Source organism: Emticicia fontis (assembly GCF_054779675.1).
In genome coordinates, this window is record NZ_BAAGXU010000006.1 from 171,276 (window position 1) to 187,779 (window position 16,504).

The window sequence follows — 16,504 nt, forward strand, 5'->3', positions numbered from 1 at the left end:
TTATTGTAACTTAGTTGCCTAATTGAGAATAAACAGTAAATATTTTCAATAAAGGAGAATTTTATTTTTAATCAGGAAAAAACGCTATTGGTGACTAAGGGCAAGTTTAGCTTCTTATTCAATACCTCTCAGATTATTATTTTGGCACAATTTATGCCGTTTAATAACAAAATGAGTCTCGTCCTCTCTTTTCTTGAGTAATTGATTAAATTTCAATACAGGTTTATAAAATTACCCGAATCGGTTCAATATCCGGTTAAATTGGTGCCTTTTGGCTTAATAATTGCTATACAAGTGGAGTATTACCCGAAAAATCCAATTTTTTTTATAACTTTGTCTGTTAATACAATAATGTTTTCGTAAGCCGCGTTTTTACAACAAATAGAGTAAGTACCCCAAAATATAGATTATTAACTTGTTTTACGCTATGAACAAGCAAATGCTTAAGACCTTATTTAAAAGTCTGTTAATCGTTGCCCCAATTATTATAATGCAAGGTTGTGGTTCTGGAAAGAGCGGCCTTGGTGGTTTATTTGGAGGAAAGAAAGGAAAAGATGGTAGTACGAAAGAAGCTGGAGCTGATGGTATCCGCAATGGGCAAATTAATGCTTTTGCTCGTAAAGGTTACAAACAGGTATCTCCTGATGGTATGGTGTTGATTCCCTCGGGGTCTTTAATGATGGGACAAGCAGATGAAGATGTAATGTCGGCGCGTGTTTCGATGAACAAAAGAGTAACGATTGTGCCTTTCTACATGGACGACACAGAAATTACTAACCACGAGTATCGCCAGTTTATGGATCGGATGGTTGAAGATTCGGTTTCAGTATTGGGAGAAGAGTTTATCATGTCTCAGTTATATCCTGATACATCAGTCTGGACAAAAGATTTTACTTATCATAACGGCGACCAGATGACAGAGTACTACTACTCGTCTCCTGCTTTCGATATGTATCCGGTAGTAGGTGTAAGCTGGGATGCCGCTCAATATTTCTGCAAATGGCGTTCACAATTATACAATACTTATTTAACAGAGCATAAGTCCTTCCGTTCTCCGCGTTTCCGTTTGCCTTCAGAGGCTGAATGGGAGTGGGCAGCACGTGGCGGTAAAGAAGGTGCTAAATATCCTTGGGGTAACCCTTACGTAGCCAATGGCAAAGGATGTTTCTTGGCAAACTTTAAACCATATCGTGGTAATTACCGTGCAGATGGGTATCCTTATACAGCTCCTTCAAATGCCTTTAATCCGAATGACTACGGCTTATACAACATGGCAGGAAACGTAGCAGAGTGGTGTCAGGATGCGTATGCAGAATCTTATATGCCTGTTACCTGGGACTTGAACCCTGTATATAATGACGATAACGAACCAAGAAAAGTAATTAAAGGTGGCTCGTGGAAAGACGTAGCTTATTTCCTGGAAACAGGTACTAATACTTATGAATATCGTAACGAACGTCGTTCTTATATCGGTTTCCGTTGTGTAATGGACCGTCTGGGAAGCGTTCCGGGAAGAGAATAAATTGAATAACTCATTGCGAAATATGAAGAACGGGTATTCGTTAAAGAATACTATCTATCTTCATATTTCGCAATTCTTTTAAATAGAAACTTGTTTGATTATAGTTGTACCTGATAGCATATTCCGCCATTAAAGCTGGAATTATTTAAAATCAAAGAACAAATAAAATTTCAGACGGAATCTACCGTTATAATCCATAAAATAAATTTGTTGCTTTAATTTTTTATTAGAACAACAAATTCTTTATTTCGTGTCTTAATAACCTTTTATAGAAAGTATAATAAAACTCTTAATTTATTTAAACAAATGGCAGCAAAGAAAAGTACAAACTTCTTTTGGGATAGACTAATACCTACTATTTATGCATTGGGTGCGGCAGTTGTAATCTTGGGTGCAATGGGTAAAATCATGCACTATGAGGCCCTTGCATTTATGCTTCCCATCGGATTAGCAACAGAAGCAGTAATCTTTATCCTATACGCAATCCAATCATTCTTATTCCCTCCTGTTGAGTACCAATGGGAAAAAGCGTATCCTGAATTAGCTGATGATTATGCAGGTGAGCCAGTAAGAAGAAGTGCTGCTCCAACACAAGGTGCAGGCTTAACAGCTAAAATGGATGATATGCTGGCCAATGCCAGAATTACTCCTGATGTTTTTGATAACCTTAAATCAGGTATCCAAAGCTTGACAGGCCAGGTAGCTAAAATGTCAGATTTGAGCGATGCTACTGTAGCAACCAGCGAATATGCTAAGAATGTAAAAACAGCATCAAATCAGGTAACTGCTATGAACAGTGCTTACGGAACAGCCGTAACAGCAATGAACAGCATGGCAGATGCTACCAAAGATGCACAGGAATACAGAGCGCAATTTGGTAAAATTACGCAAAACATGGGTGCGCTTAACGCCGTATACGAGTTAGAATTACAAGATACTAACAAGCACCTGAAAGCTATGAACGCTTTCTATAGCAACCTTACTACTGCTATGCAAGATATGGCTGAAGCCTCTAAGGAAACACAACAATTTAAGTCAGAAATGTCTAAATTGACAAACAACCTTAGCTCGTTGAACAACGTTTATGGCAGTATGTTATCAGCTATGAAAGGTAACTGATAGTTATCTGTTTTATCCTCAACTGGTTTTGGAACTATTATTGAGAGATAGAAAATAATTCTAATTAAAATTTTTACTAACCGTATAATACTACTATATATATGGCAGGCGGAAAAGAGTCACCACGTCAGAAGATGATCAACATGATGTATCTGGTTCTGACGGCAATGTTGGCACTCCAGATAAGTAATGCTATTCTACAGAAATTTCAGCTATTGAATAATAGTATAGAAAGATCAAACTCAGCAGCAAACGAAACAAACGGTAAATCAGTAAAGGCAATTAAAGATAAGATTGAGAAGGATGCGACTGCTGCAAAATATGCAGATGTATTGCGTCAGGCAAATGACGTAAGAAAAATGACTGCTGAAATCGACGGTTATATCGCTGGTTTAAAACAAGAAGTAATCAATGCGGGTGGCGGAATAGACCCAATAACGGGAGGTGTGAAAAACCCTTCTGAGGAAGAGAAAGTAGCCATCCTGATGGTTGGTGCTAATAAAAATGGTAAAGGATATGAATTGAAGAAAAAACTGAATGATTTCAGTGTAGCTCTTCAGAAATTTGCTGCTCCGAATACCAAATTTTCTGAACTGGCGATTGATGCTTCCCAAGACCCGGCATTAGCAAAAACTGACGCTTTGACAAGAAATAAAGATTTCTCTGAATTATATTTTGCTCAGACACCTGTTCCGGCAGCTTTGGCAGTATTAAGTCAGAAACAATCAGAGGTTCGACGTCTGGAAAGTCAGGTATTAGATTATCTGGCGACTCAGGTAGGGATTAAAGAAATTAAGTTTGATGAAATCTTAGCCTTGGTAATTCCAGATTCTCGTGCTGTAGTGGCAGGCCAGAAATACCATGCAGAAGTAGCCATCGGGGCTTATTCAAAGTCTATTACTCCTCGTATTAGTATTAATGGTACCTCTTTGCCTATTAAAGACGGTAGAGGTGTATATGAAATTACTGCTCAAGGTGGAGAATTTGATAAAAACGGACAATTGAAACGTTCTTATAACGCAACTGTATCTTATCCTGCTCCAGATGGAAGCATGAAAACGGTTAATAAAGAAGAAAGCTATACCGTTCTTCAACCTTCTGTACAGATAGAATCTGCTTCTTTACCACCATTGTATTTTAAATGTGCTAACGAACTTCAAACTTCATCGCCTGGTTTAGGTGCCTTGTATTCTCCAACTTTCGGAGGTTCCGGTGCTGAATTTATCCCCGGCGGTGGCGGAAGAGTAACCGTTGTACCTAACTCAGCACAAGTAACTTTAAGTGTTACGAATAGCGGTTTTAAATTGAAAGATTTCCCTTTCAAAGTTCGTCGTGTACCTAAACCAACAGTGTATTTCACTACACAAGGCGGTAAAAGACTAGATGAGAAAAGAGGTGAATCTGCTGCAGGTTTACGCGGTATCGTAGCCGTAGCTGCTGCTGATGAAAACTTTAAAACAACGAACCCTAAAGATGCCAATTACCGTGTATCTGAGTTCGAAGTGAACCTTGCGCGCGGCAGTAAGAAAGTAAACGGCGTGTCAGGCACTGGTGCAGCAAATATTGCTACTCTGGCACAACAAGCACAAGCAGGAGACCGTTATGTAATTGAAGTGAAAAAAGTAGAACGTAGAAACTTTAAAGGAGAGATTGAAACGGTTGACGTAGGAAGTGTCATTGTTACTATACCTTTGAATTAAAAATAATTTATAAATTTCAGCTAATGGGAAAATTACACGGCATGGCTTTGGGTGTTGCACTAATAACCAGCCAGTTAGCAGTAGCTCAGGAAAAAACGAATAATCATTTGAATCCGCTTTCGGTTCGCCCGATTAATGATTCAAATGTGATGTACAAAACAACGCTTTGGAGAAAAATTGATTTAAGAGAAAAAATTAATCAACCACTTTTCGCCAAAGGTAGCGAGATTACTAAGCACCTGATGGATGCTGTAAAAGCAGGTTTATTAGATGCTTATACCAACGATTCATTGACCACTAAATTGACTTTAGAGCAATTCAGTGAGCGTTTACAAATGAAAGAAGAAGGTGGTGGTTTATCGCAAGAAGAAAAAGATGCAGGTTTTGGCGCTGAAACGTCTGCAGCTGGCGGCGGTGACGACGGCTGGGGCGGTGGTGGCGGTGATAAAACTACAGCAGGTGCTGATACCACTGGCGCAAGTTTTTCTGCACCAACAGCTATTGCAAGCAGTGCAACTGAGTATTTCCCAAGCCAACTTACAACCATTGAGCTGAAAGAAGATTGGATTTTTGACAAACAACGTTCTCGCCAGTATTTCGATATTCAATCGTTAGGAATTGTGATTCCGGCAGCACAAACTACCTTAGGTTTCGACCGCCCGGTAGCATTTTTCAGATATAAAGATTTAGAGCGTTATTTCCGTTCGAATCCAAAATGTATCTGGTACAATGCAGCGAATATAGCGCAACACAAAAATTTGGCTGATGCGTTTGAACTACGTTTGTTCCATGGCAGAATTACCAAAATATCGAATGCCGGTGATAGAGACTTAGATGATATCTACAAATCAGCTCGTGAAGGTATGCTTCAATCGGAGCAAATGGAGAATAAGCTGATGGAATTCGAACATAATTTATGGGAATATTAAGAGCAATCTTAATCACCTGAAGAGGGGAGAGGCTGACAAGCTTCTCCCCTTTTTTATTGCCCAACACAGTTCACTCCAAAATTCTGGCAGTTCACGGATGATTTAACACTCTTTAACTTTTTTTAGCCTAAAAAATATTATTTATAGTGCAACTTTGTATCAAAGTTTTGCATCTAATAAGTGTAATACAAAAAGAACAAAATTTACAAGGTAAAAAAGAGCCGTTCATCCAGATATATGACCACTTATCCAAAACAAAGAAAAATAATAGTACTATGTATCGCATAATACCAATTAAAACATATATCTTTGTATTGTCAATTAAGAATGATGAATGCTCTCCAAAAAAATAAAATTATGAAAAAGCTATTATTACTATTCGCAACTCTATTATTCAGCCTTAATTCTATGGCTTTGAGTTTCCCGCATAATAGTTATGGACAAAAGCGTACATTGAATCAGGCAACTGCTAAATCAGTAGCACTGACAGAGACACAAGTATTACAGAGTTCGTTGATGGCTTCTACTGAAAAGATTGAGGAAGAAAATAATCAGGAGTCGTTTATAGAGATGTGTGCAAACTATGTTATCAGTTTGTTTACGGAGAAGCTATTTCATTCTAAAAGTATCGCAATAAAGTCTTTCAAGAAAAGCAAATGCGATTACTTTGCCATTAAACAAGATTTTGATTACCAGGTAATTGGTTAATAATAAAGATTCTTATTTTCATACGGTTTAGTTAAGGTTTAGACAAAAAGCGCGGTTCTTTGAACCACGCTTTTCTTATTTTTTACTCGTATGAAATGCTAATCTTAAAACTGGAATAAGGCATAATCCTGCATCCAGGTATTGATTTCTTGTTTAACAGCCGCAATTGTTGCTGCTTTATCATGATTCATCAATACGTCGTCAATCAAATCTACGATTCTTACCATGTCTTTTTCAACCAATCCACGGGTTGTCATAGCAGCCGTTCCTACACGCATTCCTGAGGTCGTCATGGCAGTTTTATCATCAAACGGTACCATATTCTTGTTAACTGTAATATCAGCCTGAATCAAAGAGTTTTCAGCGATTTTACCAGTTAATCCTTTCGGACGCAGGTCAATCAACATCAAATGATTATCTGTACCATCTGAAATAACTTTATAGCCACGATTCACAAATTCAGCAGCCATTACTTTCGCATTTTTCTGAACCTGCACGGCGTAGTTGTAGAAGTTCTCTGTTAAAGCCTCACCAAAAGCAATGGCTTTGGCAGCAATAATATGCTCTAGTGGTCCACCTTGTGTACCCGGAAAAACACCCGAATCTAATAAAGAAGACATCATTCTTACCTCACCTTTAGGAGTTGTAATACCAAAAGGATTCGGGAAGTCATTACGCATCATAATAACCCCACCACGCGTTCCACGAAGGGTTTTGTGTGTGGTAGTAGTAACAATATGACAATGATCGAATGGATCGTTTAATAGACCTTTAGCAATCAATCCCGCAGGGTGCGAAATATCTGCTAAAAGAATAGCACCGATAGAATCGGCAATCTGGCGAAGACGGATATAATCCCAGTCACGAGAATAAGCCGAAGCACCGCAAATAATTAATTTCGGTTTTTCTCTGTGTGCTGTTTCTTCTACTTTATTCCAGTCGATCAAACCTGTTTCCTGCTCAACGCCATAGAAAAATGGTTGGAAATATTTACCAGAGATATTTACAGGCGAACCATGCGAAAGGTGTCCACCATGCGAAAGGTTAAATCCTAAAATTTTATCACCCGGTTGTAAACACGCCAGAAAAACAGCCATATTAGCCTGTGCTCCTGAGTGTGGCTGTACGTTAGCCCAGGTAAGATTAAATAAAGCTTTCAGACGGTCGATAGCAATTTGCTCAACCTGATCTACTACCTCACAGCCGCCATAATAACGCTTGCCCGGAAGCCCCTCGGCATATTTATTGGTAAGTACACTACCTGCGGCTTCCATTACTTGTGGTGAAACGAAGTTCTCAGAAGCAATCAGTTCAATACCATGTAATTGGCGGTTGTTTTCTTTCGTGATTAAGTCGAAGATTTCGGTATCACGATAGAGCGTTGTTTGTACAGACATATTGATTATTTGATGTACGATTTAAGAAGTACAAATGATAAGAATGAGTACAAATTTAATGGAATGTTAGAAGAACAATAATATTGAACCAAAGAATCTTTTGACAAAATTAGTATAAGCGGGTATTTTCTTGAAAAAATGATATTTCGAACAAGTTCTTTATCTAAGCACGACCGCACCCTTAATCATTTTATCTATTAAATCGCAACTGGGAATATACGCTAACTCAGACTGATAACTACCACCATAAATAAGAAATGGTGTTGGGCGGGATTTAAAAAAAGCTTTCCGATAGGCATCATCCAGTTTTTCCAAGCCAAGGTTTTGCCTTCTTTCATTAATTTCTACCTCACTTAAGGAAGCAGATTTTTCTTTCTTCCAGTAATATCTTTCTTTTTTTTCTTCCCAATTATTATTGGGACAACTGATATTATCTTCAAGTCGAACCTGAACAACCAATACCTTGCCCATTGTACAGGGTTCATCAGTAGAATAATCAAGCAATGACCTTATAATAGCCGGATGTGCTTTCCCATCTCTTATGGCTTGTTTGATTATAGGTGAAACATCAATTTTTTCTACTTGCTGTTGAAATGAACTGAAAATTATTATATCGCTTACTAAGTTATTTTCATACAAATAAGACGAGGAAAGCGTACTTCGGAAAGGAGGGCCTTGTGAACGAGTCTGGATAATCTGATTAAGACCTAATATATTTTCATCAAGAAAACCATGTGTTTCTAATAATTTATAGGTTTTCAGGAAATTATCCCGGATAATTATCGAACCTTTCATCCCATTCAATTTTCGGAGACTGTCTATTTGTTGAAATAAAGGTTCGGGCATATCTCGCATTATTAATAAACTATCTACAGGCATCCATTTCTGGTCTTTGGCATGTTCTTTAATATAGCTCCTTAATTCAGCCGTAAGCGGAGTTGTAGGGGTGTTTGTCATGGCAAGATACATCTTCTGTAGCGAATCCCGTAATTCAGTATTGATCAGGGGTTTTATGAGCCTAGCCTGCTTTTCAAAGCTTGCCCATTGTTTGCAGGTATCAGCTACATTTTTAAAAAAGAAATCTTTTCTGAAATTCTCCACCAGATATCCTTTAGCTACGATTTTCTCCAAAAAATCGAATGCTACAGGCATTTTGCCGACTAATGTAGCACAGATAGCAGCGTTGTAATAATCTTTGGCAAAGGGTTTTTCTACATTGGCAAAGGCTTCATTATAAAATGCTAATGCCTCATGATAACTGGTATCAACAATAGCCAGTTCAGCCTCATTGATAATGGGGTGGTAGATTCTTGTAAAATCTATCTGTGCATAACTAATAGAGCTATAAAAAAAGAGTAGCAATAATAGTTTTTTCATAGAAAAAGGTAGTAGGGGCAAAATTTGTTAAAGCCGTATAAAATTAAAAAACCAACTCAAATCTGAGTTGGTTTCTGTTGGCGTTAACAAACGCTTAACATTTAAGATAAATATTTTAAATGTATTCCATACAATCCTGTAAAAATAGCTGCGTTGATTAAGGAGAAAATTCCTATCCACCAGCCCATTGTTCCGCCAAAAATAATAATAGGTGCAATTACACCTATGGCATTTCCGGCTATGTATACATAAAATCCTTTTTTGCGCAATCCCCACATCCAGATACCTCCCAGAACCAGTAAAGCAGCCGAAATAATGGAAGCTACACCACTGGTTGCCAATCTTTTTTCGTCAAAAAGTTTATCCATATCCGGCTGATTTTTCTCAACCTCTTCTAATTCTTTGCCCGATAAATATTTCGACATCATATCTATCATCATTTCATTAGCCTGTTCTTTACTTGCCGCTACTTTTTCAGGCGTAAGCACACTCGGAATAGCCCCATAAAACTTATAGGCATTCCATAAGAAGGTAAGCATACACAAGATAGTCAGCAATACAGGCCGCATGGGTGCGGCGTTCTCCTCAAATGGATTCTGCATAAAGGATTTATTGATAATTTTTGACTTAGATAGCTGTTAATTCAAACGTATATTCTTCCATAATCAGGTTGGCCAATAGTTTTTTGCAGGCATCTTCTACAATGCTTTCGGCAGTTGCTTTATCGGCAGCCTCAATTTCCATATTAATATGTTTGCCGATACGACAATCGCTAAAACCTTGGATATCAAGGTTTTTTAAACCTAGTAATACGGCTTTTCCTTGAGGGTCAAGGATTTCTTTGATAGGCATTACGTCAATCGAAGCGAGGAATTTCATAAGTATCAACCCCCTTTCCCGATAAGGGGGATTTTGTTTAAACATTTACTCCCCTTTGGGAACAGGGGCAGATTTATTAATAAGAGATAAGGCTATATATAGAAATATAACCAGTGGAATGGCCAGAAACTGCAAAACCACCAACAAAATTACAGAAAGAATTATAAATATGTACTTGATTTTGTTATCAACCCACGAAAAATTTTTAAACTTCAAGGCAAACAACGGGATTTCGGACACCAGGAGGTAGCTCATCAGCAAAGTATAGGCTATCAGAAAGATGTTATTATGAATAATAAATTCATAATCAGCATTGAATTCCAGGATCAAAGGGAATGCCGCTACTACAAAAGCATTGGCTGGCGTAGGCACGCCAATAAATGAATCTGACTGGCGAGTATCTACATTAAACTTAGCCAGACGTAAGGCAGAAAAAAGTGCCAGAACGAAAGCCACATATGAAAGCGGATGAAATGAAATCTGTGAAACGATGGAAGAAGACACAAGTTCTGAAAGAATAGAATCTTTATGCATAGTATCGCTGATAAGCCTTGCTACAATAAATGCAGGTAATGCACCAAAAGTAACCATATCAGCCAATGAGTCAAGTTCTTTACCAATTGCAGAATGCTGTTTGAGCAAACGAGCCACAAAACCATCCAGAAAATCGAGAACGCCAGCGATAAATATAAGATAGGCGGCATAAGTCAATTCGCCCTGAAAAACAAAAAGAATCCCAAAACACCCGCACAGCAGATTGCCGAGCGTCATGAGATTAGGAATAGTAAACAATTTCATACGATGGTGCTTAGGTAGTTAAGATTAAAGCGCTGAAAATTACGATATTCCTGCAAGAATATTCTACGCAATCATAAATTATTATTTTGAGCGAAGGTGTTTGTATATGGCAAAAATGCCTGAAACGAAGATAGGTATCAAAATCAAACCAAAAAACAGATAGCCTTCATTATCCAAATGTTTTTTAGAAACATCTCGCTGAAGAAATGAGATAATTCCCAAAAAAATCAGACTTCCAGAAAAAATAATTAATATTAAGCTAATAGCTAATTCAAAGATTTTCATCTTTAAACGAAGTGTATAAAATAAAGAACAGTAAACAATTTCGTACGTTAATGCTTGAATAGTTAAGATTAAGCGCTGAAAATTACGATATTTGGTTGTTTATTCAATACTATTTTAATTCTTCTTTATATTTCATGGAAAAGAATTTTTACCCTTAGAATTTTGATTAATATTTTATAACTAAATTGCATCATATCCCGACTACTATTCTAAATAAACTCTGACTAAAAAACTAATGAATCGTCGCCTACTGCTTCTCTTCTTGCTGCTAAGCATCTATTCGCATTCGTATGCACAAAGATTATTGAAAAATATTGCTTCTTCTGATGCCAGTTCTAATGTCAACGGAAATGTAGTTGACCTTGCTAATTACCTGATTAAGGGTGATACCCTATTTTTCATAGCTCAGGATACTTCTTATACCAATTATGAGTATAAAAATATCTGGTTTACCAATGGTACTACCGCCAATACAAAGAAAGTTACGAATGGGGATCAACAGACAGACCATTATTATAGCCTATTGGCTAACTATAAAGGGAAGGCGTATTATATGGATTTTGGAGATTCAAACTTATATGCCACTAATGGAAGTGCGATCACCCTTGTAAAAGCTTTTGGAAACAGTACTATCCAGAAAGCAAGTGTGATAGACGGGTGGCTTTATGTGTTTGTAAGCAATAATACCAACAATGTTTTAGAACTATGGAAAACCGACGGTACAACCCTGAATACGAGTAAAGTAACAGATATTTATACCGGGTCGCATCACTTTATCTTTCACAATAAAAATTTTTTAAATGCCGGAAATAAAATTTATTTCAGTTTTACAAACGATACTTTCGGTTATGAGCCCTGGGTTACTGATGGAACTGCAGGTGGTACTAAAATTATAAAAGATATAAAAGCTGGCCCGGGTTCGAGCAATCCCGTTTCTTTTGAAAAAGTCGGAAATACCGTCTTCTTTTTTGCTGCTTCACCGATTTATCAACCGAAATTATGGAAAACCGATGGTACTGAAGCCGGTACTGTGGTAGTTGCTGATGAGATTGACGGTGATTATAGCTATGCGCCACAGTATAAAGTAAATTATAATAATCAGCTGTTTTTTACCATCTATAACGGTAGTTTGTATAAAACTGACGAGAATGCTGCAACAGTAGAAAACACGGGGTTAAAAGTATTCGGTGATATTGTAAAACTGAATAACCTGTTGTATTACATCAAACGCAATGGAACTGACTTCGAATTATGGAAAAGCAATGGTACAAGTGCAGGCTCTGAAAAAATTAAAACCATAGTCAACACCACGGATTATACTTTTTTAGATATAAAAATTATCGCAGGCACTTCAAAAATATACCTTCAAATCTCCAATTTTCGTAATAATCAATTTAAGAATATTACCCAGCATTGGGTTAGCGATGGAACAACTGCCGGAACTGTTAATATTAATAGCCTGAATCCGAATTTTTCTACTGGTTCATTGTATAATCAATTGGCAGTTGTGGGCGATACTTATTATTTTACTGCCTACGATGCCCTCAATGGCTTTGAGTTATGGAAAACCAATGGCACAAGTGTGAGTACATTTATGCTTAAGAATATCAACAAAGGCATAACTTCGTCGGCACCGGCACAGTTTTTAGCGCTGAACAATGATGTGTTCTTTACAGCTGATGATATGAAGTATGGTCGTGAAATCTGGAAAACAGATGGTACCGCCGCAAATACTCAGCTGTTTGCCGACCTCAACGCCAATTTTAATCCTGATGTAAATTATTATTCTTTTATTTCAGGAATGATTGCTTACCATGATGTAATCATTGCACAGATTACCAGCGAATTGGTAAAGTTTAGCCAGACTACTCCCCCAACGCCATTTAGCCACTTTTATCTCGTCAATCCTAAGAATCCTGAATTTATCATCTATAAGGATAAAGTTTTTTATAAGGGGTACAACTCCCTTTCCGGAATAGGATACGACCTTTTTGTAACAGATGGCAACACATCTCAGTTAGTAATAGATTTATCGTCAAGGCCCGAGGGAGGAGACCCGAGTAATTTTTTTGTCTGGGGTGATTTATTGTATTTCACAAGCGACGATAATAGCAAAATATGGAAAAGTGATGGAACAGGTGAGGGTACAGTCTTGGTAAAAGACCTTTCGGGAGGTACTATTATGTCAAAGTTCTATGAGGTGAACGGTGTGTTGATGTTTGCCTTTGAAAACTTAGCCTATGGTCTTGAATTATGGAGAACCGACGGCACAGAAACAGGTACTGTATTAGTGAAAGATATTAACCCGGGCACTAGCGGGGCTAGTATCTCAAACCTGATTGTTTATAACAATACCCTTTATTTTAATGCTTTCAACGGAAATACTTCAGGTCTGTTCAAGTCTGATGGCACCAGTGCGCACACCGTGTTTTTTAGCAGCATAACAAGTGTCAGTAAACCAAAAGTATTTAAGGATAAACTAGTATTTATAGGCTTCGATGGCCCCTTACCCGGTGTTTATTTATGGTCGACAGATGGTATTGAAACACCTGTTCAACTTAAGTCATTGGGAAATTCGGCGATAAACCCTTGGTTTACAGAATTGATGAATGTGAATAACAATTTATTGATTTTTGATGTACTCCCTAATACTTCACGGCACGAATTGTGGGCTTCTGATGGCACAACCAATGGTACAAACCTGATGACAATTATCCGACAAAAAGAAGCCACCAATGCCCGTATGGAGATTACGGAGTACCTCTATCATAAAAATAAACTCTATTTTGCGGCTGACGACGGCATAAACGGCAAAGAACTCTGGGTATGGGATTTCACTTGTCCGGAATTTATGACCATTACCAACCCAATTAGCCAGAATACTAACTTTACAGTAGATAAATATATTGTCGGTACCAATAAGATAAATGATGGTATAAAGGTGAGTTACAATGCCAACAAGTACATTACGCTGAATCCGGGATTTGAAACAAAAGCCGGTGCGCAATTTGTAGCTAATATGAGTGGCTGTATAAACGCGCTCACCTCAGCAAACGCAACAGCAAGCGAGCCTTTTTTTGCAGATTTTCCTAAAATCAAAGATACCAGACCTACCCTCACTCAATTTCTGAATGAGCCCTCAAATGCTGAACTACTAGATGCCTATTCGGTAGAGAAACGCAAGCATAACGAACAGAAGATCGCCTGGATTATCGAAGAATCGCCGGATAAATATATCTTAAAAATGCGGGTAAATGGAAAAGAATTAACAGGCTACCTTCCCAAATAAAATTCAAAAAGATAAATTAACAAAAGAGGCCCGTTTATGCAAACGAGCCTCTTTTTATTCAATAATACCATTAATAGTATCTATAATTCCACTAATTCCCTTGCGGCTGCCAACCTTTTTTTTTTCAATTCCTCACGTCTCAATAAGATTCTTTGTTTGAATCGCATCCAACGTTCATATAAAGGCAACTCTTTCAGAAAATCCCAGTTATCATCCTCTTTACCTGCATCTTCTTTCTTCTTTGCCTCTACAGGGTCAAACAACATACCCGTACATAAGCAGTGCTTACGGTTAGTACGCGTCAGAATATCATAGTTCACACAACTCGAACAACCTTTCCAGAATGCATCATCAGCAGGCAACTCACTAAAAGTAGTTGGTTCGTAACCCAAATCCGAATTGATTTTCATAACAGCCAGACTCGTAGTCAGACCGATAATCTTCGCATCAGGATATTTTGAACGCGAAAGTTCAAAGGCTTTTTGTTTAATACGCGTAGCAATCCCACTCTTACGGAAATCAGGGCTCACAATCAAGCCTGAGTTTGCTACAAATTTACCATGTTCCCAGGTTTCAACATAGCAGAATCCTACCCACTTCCCTGTTTTTGTCAAGGCAATGATAGCCTTACCTTCACGCATTTTCTCACGTAAATAATCAGGAGAACGTTTGGCAATCCCTGTACCACGGGCTTTCGCACTCTCTGCCATCTCGTCACAAATCGTTTCGGCTAAGCTGTAGTGCTTTTCGTTAGCTATTTCTACAATATATTGGTCGTCGGAAATTATTTCTGTGTTATTCATCGTCATTTATTGGGCTTTCCACAAATGGAGACGCTGTATCCTAAAATTGTTAAAAATGAAATAAAGAGAAAATAAGATGAGGGGGTGTTTTACCGCGCAGGCAAAACGGTTACAGTCGAGTCCTTTCGGACCTGATAAATCGAACGGGCGTTATGGGAAGACGAATGTTCATGTGTTCTTAGACAAGTACAAAGATGTTAGGTTTAAAATTTATATCCAAAATATAAGCCTAATATTTTTACTAGCCATTCAATAACGACACACTTCAGGTTTTAGTTCGTGCATTGAAAAAAATCTGATAACTTTGAGAAAAAAAACAGATTTCCTTTGAATACGCGATTAGCCAATTTCTTATCCGGCACCTTACACCCACTATTGATGCCAACCCTGTTGTTTCTGATTCTATTCTTCCTGGCTCCGGTTCCGTTAGGAGTTGAGGGGATGGATGCAACTTTCAGATGGATTGTCATTGGCTTTGTATTTATTTATACTTTTGCCATTCCGGCATATCTGGTCTATCTGCTCAAACGCTGGGGTCTTATCAGCAGCCTTAAAATGGAAAACCTGCAAGAGCGCCGCATTCCGTATCTGATGACTGCCATTATCTACGGCATTTTAGGTTATTTCTTATATACCAAAAACTCAAGCCTTTTTGCCTGTGCCTATATTCTCTGGAGCATCACGCTCGTCATTCTATGCGTAGCCATTATTAGTTTCTGGTGGCAAATCAGTGCTCATGCTGCAGGTATCGGCGGGGTAGTAGGGGCTTTGGCAGCCATCATGGTAAAATTCGGCGAAGGCGCACTGTTTATTCCTTTCCTGTGCTCAATGATTATAGCAGGTTATCTCATTGGTGCGCGCTTACAACTCAATGCTCATACGCCCAAACAAGCCTGGGCGGGTCTCTCTCTTGGTGTTATTCTAAGTTTATTATCAGTTACTTATTTTTTCTGATATTTTTATTCTGCTCATTATCAGTGATTTACGTAAGGTTTCTGAAAATCTTTTGTAAATCGTGCAACGTTCTGTTTTTTTAAGCATCTTTTGTTTGAAACCATAAAACAGGATAACCCTCTGACAAATACAGTATTCATTAATAAGCATGCCGACCTGGTCGAGCAATGTAAGCGTGGCGAGAGTAAAGCGCAGTACGAGTTGTACAAGCATTACTCAAAGGCTATGTTCAACGTCTGTATGCGGATACTGAATCATATAGGTGAGGCAGAGGATGTATTGCAGGATTCGTTCATTGATGCTTTTGCCAAAATCGGAGACTTCCGTCAGCAGGCTACTTTTGGGGTCTGGCTGAAACAGATTGTGGTCAACAAAGCCATCAATCATCTGAGGTCAAGAAAAGTAGAACTGGTAAACATTGACGATTATAATTTTGGCGGAGACGAATATGATGTAGCCGATTATGCAGAAAACGAGCCCTATAATGAAGACAATACAAAGCTGGAAGTAGAGCGTATCAAACGGGCAATGGAACAATTGCCTGAGGGTTTCAGGGTTGTGCTATCCTTATACTTATTTGAAGGATACGACCACGAAGAAATCGGGAATATATTGGGTATAAGCGAGACAACCTCTCGCACACAATATATGCGGGCCAAAAAAAGGCTATTAGAAATTGTAAACAGACAAATGTTTTGACTAAACTGAAGAATTAATTTAATTAAAAAATCCCTGCAAAGGGTG

General features: G+C 38.1%; 14 protein-coding genes. 8 read left to right on the plus strand and 6 right to left on the minus strand.

From position 1 onward, the window contains the following. Window positions 1-427 precede the first annotated feature (427 nt). From porK to ACYVFA_RS05195, 5 genes are all read left to right on the plus strand, one after another. Entirely contained in the window at window positions 428-1,522 is a 1,095-nt protein-coding gene (gene porK / locus ACYVFA_RS05175) for a T9SS ring complex lipoprotein PorK/GldK (protein ID WP_460470739.1), read from the plus strand. Window positions 1,523-1,828: 306 nt separating this feature from the next. Next, window positions 1,829-2,641 (plus strand): type IX secretion system motor protein PorL/GldL, encoded by an 813-nt coding sequence (porL, locus tag ACYVFA_RS05180; RefSeq protein WP_460470740.1) that lies wholly within the window; start codon window positions 1,829-1,831, stop codon window positions 2,639-2,641. Between the two features lie 101 nt (window positions 2,642-2,742). After that, window positions 2,743-4,341 carry a type IX secretion system motor protein PorM/GldM gene (gene porM, locus ACYVFA_RS05185; protein ID WP_460470741.1) on the plus strand — a complete coding sequence of 533 codons (1,599 nt, stop codon included), beginning with the start codon at window positions 2,743-2,745 and terminating at the stop codon, window positions 4,339-4,341. Between the two features lie 23 nt (window positions 4,342-4,364). Further along, the gene (gene porN, locus ACYVFA_RS05190; RefSeq protein WP_460470742.1) at window positions 4,365-5,270 is read left to right on the plus strand and encodes a type IX secretion system ring subunit PorN/GldN; all 906 of its coding nucleotides are present in this window, start codon (window positions 4,365-4,367) and stop codon (window positions 5,268-5,270) included. Window positions 5,271-5,627: 357 nt separating this feature from the next. Then, window positions 5,628-5,978, plus strand: a complete 351-nt coding sequence (locus tag ACYVFA_RS05195; RefSeq protein WP_460470743.1) for a hypothetical protein — start codon at window positions 5,628-5,630, stop codon at window positions 5,976-5,978. Window positions 5,979-6,082: 104 nt separating this feature from the next. Here the strand turns inward: ACYVFA_RS05195 and ACYVFA_RS05200 are convergent, their stop codons facing one another. The 5 genes from ACYVFA_RS05200 to ACYVFA_RS05220 all read right to left on the minus strand — a co-directional run bounded on the left by ACYVFA_RS05200 (window position 6,083) and on the right by ACYVFA_RS05220 (window position 10,429). Further along, window positions 6,083-7,375 (minus strand): serine hydroxymethyltransferase, encoded by a 1,293-nt coding sequence (locus tag ACYVFA_RS05200; protein WP_460470744.1) that lies wholly within the window; start codon window positions 7,373-7,375, stop codon window positions 6,083-6,085. 159 nt (window positions 7,376-7,534) lie between these two features. After that, entirely contained in the window at window positions 7,535-8,752 is a 1,218-nt protein-coding gene (locus ACYVFA_RS05205) for a hypothetical protein (RefSeq protein WP_460470745.1), read from the minus strand. A 101-nt stretch (window positions 8,753-8,853) separates the two neighbouring features. Continuing rightward, window positions 8,854-9,354, minus strand: a complete 501-nt coding sequence (locus ACYVFA_RS05210) for a hypothetical protein (RefSeq protein ID WP_460470746.1) — start codon at window positions 9,352-9,354, stop codon at window positions 8,854-8,856. A gap of 25 nt (window positions 9,355-9,379) precedes the next feature. Beyond that, window positions 9,380-9,631 carry a phosphoribosylformylglycinamidine synthase subunit PurS gene (gene purS / locus ACYVFA_RS05215; protein ID WP_130021400.1) on the minus strand — a complete coding sequence of 84 codons (252 nt, stop codon included), beginning with the start codon at window positions 9,629-9,631 and terminating at the stop codon, window positions 9,380-9,382. 45 nt (window positions 9,632-9,676) lie between these two features. Continuing rightward, entirely contained in the window at window positions 9,677-10,429 is a 753-nt protein-coding gene (locus ACYVFA_RS05220) for a CDP-alcohol phosphatidyltransferase family protein (protein ID WP_460470747.1), read from the minus strand. 520 nt (window positions 10,430-10,949) lie between these two features. Here ACYVFA_RS05220 and ACYVFA_RS05225 point away from each other — a divergent pair. Beyond that, on the plus strand, window positions 10,950-14,003 hold the full coding sequence (locus tag ACYVFA_RS05225; RefSeq protein WP_460470748.1) for a 3-coathanger stack domain-containing protein: 3,054 nt from the start codon (window positions 10,950-10,952) through the stop codon (window positions 14,001-14,003). Window positions 14,004-14,083: 80 nt separating this feature from the next. Here ACYVFA_RS05225 and ACYVFA_RS05230 read toward each other — a convergent pair whose 3' ends face one another. After that, window positions 14,084-14,806: a GNAT family N-acetyltransferase gene (locus ACYVFA_RS05230; protein ID WP_460470749.1), complete on the minus strand. Its 723-nt coding sequence runs from the start codon at window positions 14,804-14,806 to the stop codon at window positions 14,084-14,086. Window positions 14,807-15,133: 327 nt separating this feature from the next. Here ACYVFA_RS05230 and ACYVFA_RS05235 point away from each other — a divergent pair, with 327 nt between their 5' ends. Beyond that, a complete protein-coding gene (locus ACYVFA_RS05235) occupies window positions 15,134-15,760 on the plus strand; it encodes a hypothetical protein (RefSeq protein ID WP_460470750.1) in 627 nt (208 codons plus the stop codon). Between the two features lie 90 nt (window positions 15,761-15,850). Next, window positions 15,851-16,459, plus strand: coding sequence for an RNA polymerase sigma factor (locus tag ACYVFA_RS05240; RefSeq protein WP_460470751.1), 609 nt, complete (start codon window positions 15,851-15,853; stop codon window positions 16,457-16,459). Window positions 16,460-16,504 lie beyond the last annotated feature (45 nt).

Coding starts and splice junctions, on each gene's coding strand:
- porK (WP_460470739.1), top strand. CDS start 428: ATGAACAAGCAAATGCTTAAGACCTTATTTAAAAGTCTGTTAATCGTT.
- porL (WP_460470740.1), top strand. CDS start 1,829: ATGGCAGCAAAGAAAAGTACAAACTTCTTTTGGGATAGACTAATACCT.
- porM (WP_460470741.1), top strand. CDS start 2,743: ATGGCAGGCGGAAAAGAGTCACCACGTCAGAAGATGATCAACATGATG.
- porN (WP_460470742.1), top strand. CDS start 4,365: ATGGGAAAATTACACGGCATGGCTTTGGGTGTTGCACTAATAACCAGC.
- ACYVFA_RS05195 (WP_460470743.1), top strand. CDS start 5,628: ATGAAAAAGCTATTATTACTATTCGCAACTCTATTATTCAGCCTTAAT.
- ACYVFA_RS05200 (WP_460470744.1), bottom strand. CDS start 7,375: ATGTCTGTACAAACAACGCTCTATCGTGATACCGAAATCTTCGACTTA.
- ACYVFA_RS05205 (WP_460470745.1), bottom strand. CDS start 8,752: ATGAAAAAACTATTATTGCTACTCTTTTTTTATAGCTCTATTAGTTAT.
- ACYVFA_RS05210 (WP_460470746.1), bottom strand. CDS start 9,354: ATGCAGAATCCATTTGAGGAGAACGCCGCACCCATGCGGCCTGTATTG.
- purS (WP_130021400.1), bottom strand. CDS start 9,631: ATGAAATTCCTCGCTTCGATTGACGTAATGCCTATCAAAGAAATCCTT.
- ACYVFA_RS05220 (WP_460470747.1), bottom strand. CDS start 10,429: ATGAAATTGTTTACTATTCCTAATCTCATGACGCTCGGCAATCTGCTG.
- ACYVFA_RS05225 (WP_460470748.1), top strand. CDS start 10,950: ATGAATCGTCGCCTACTGCTTCTCTTCTTGCTGCTAAGCATCTATTCG.
- ACYVFA_RS05230 (WP_460470749.1), bottom strand. CDS start 14,806: ATGAATAACACAGAAATAATTTCCGACGACCAATATATTGTAGAAATA.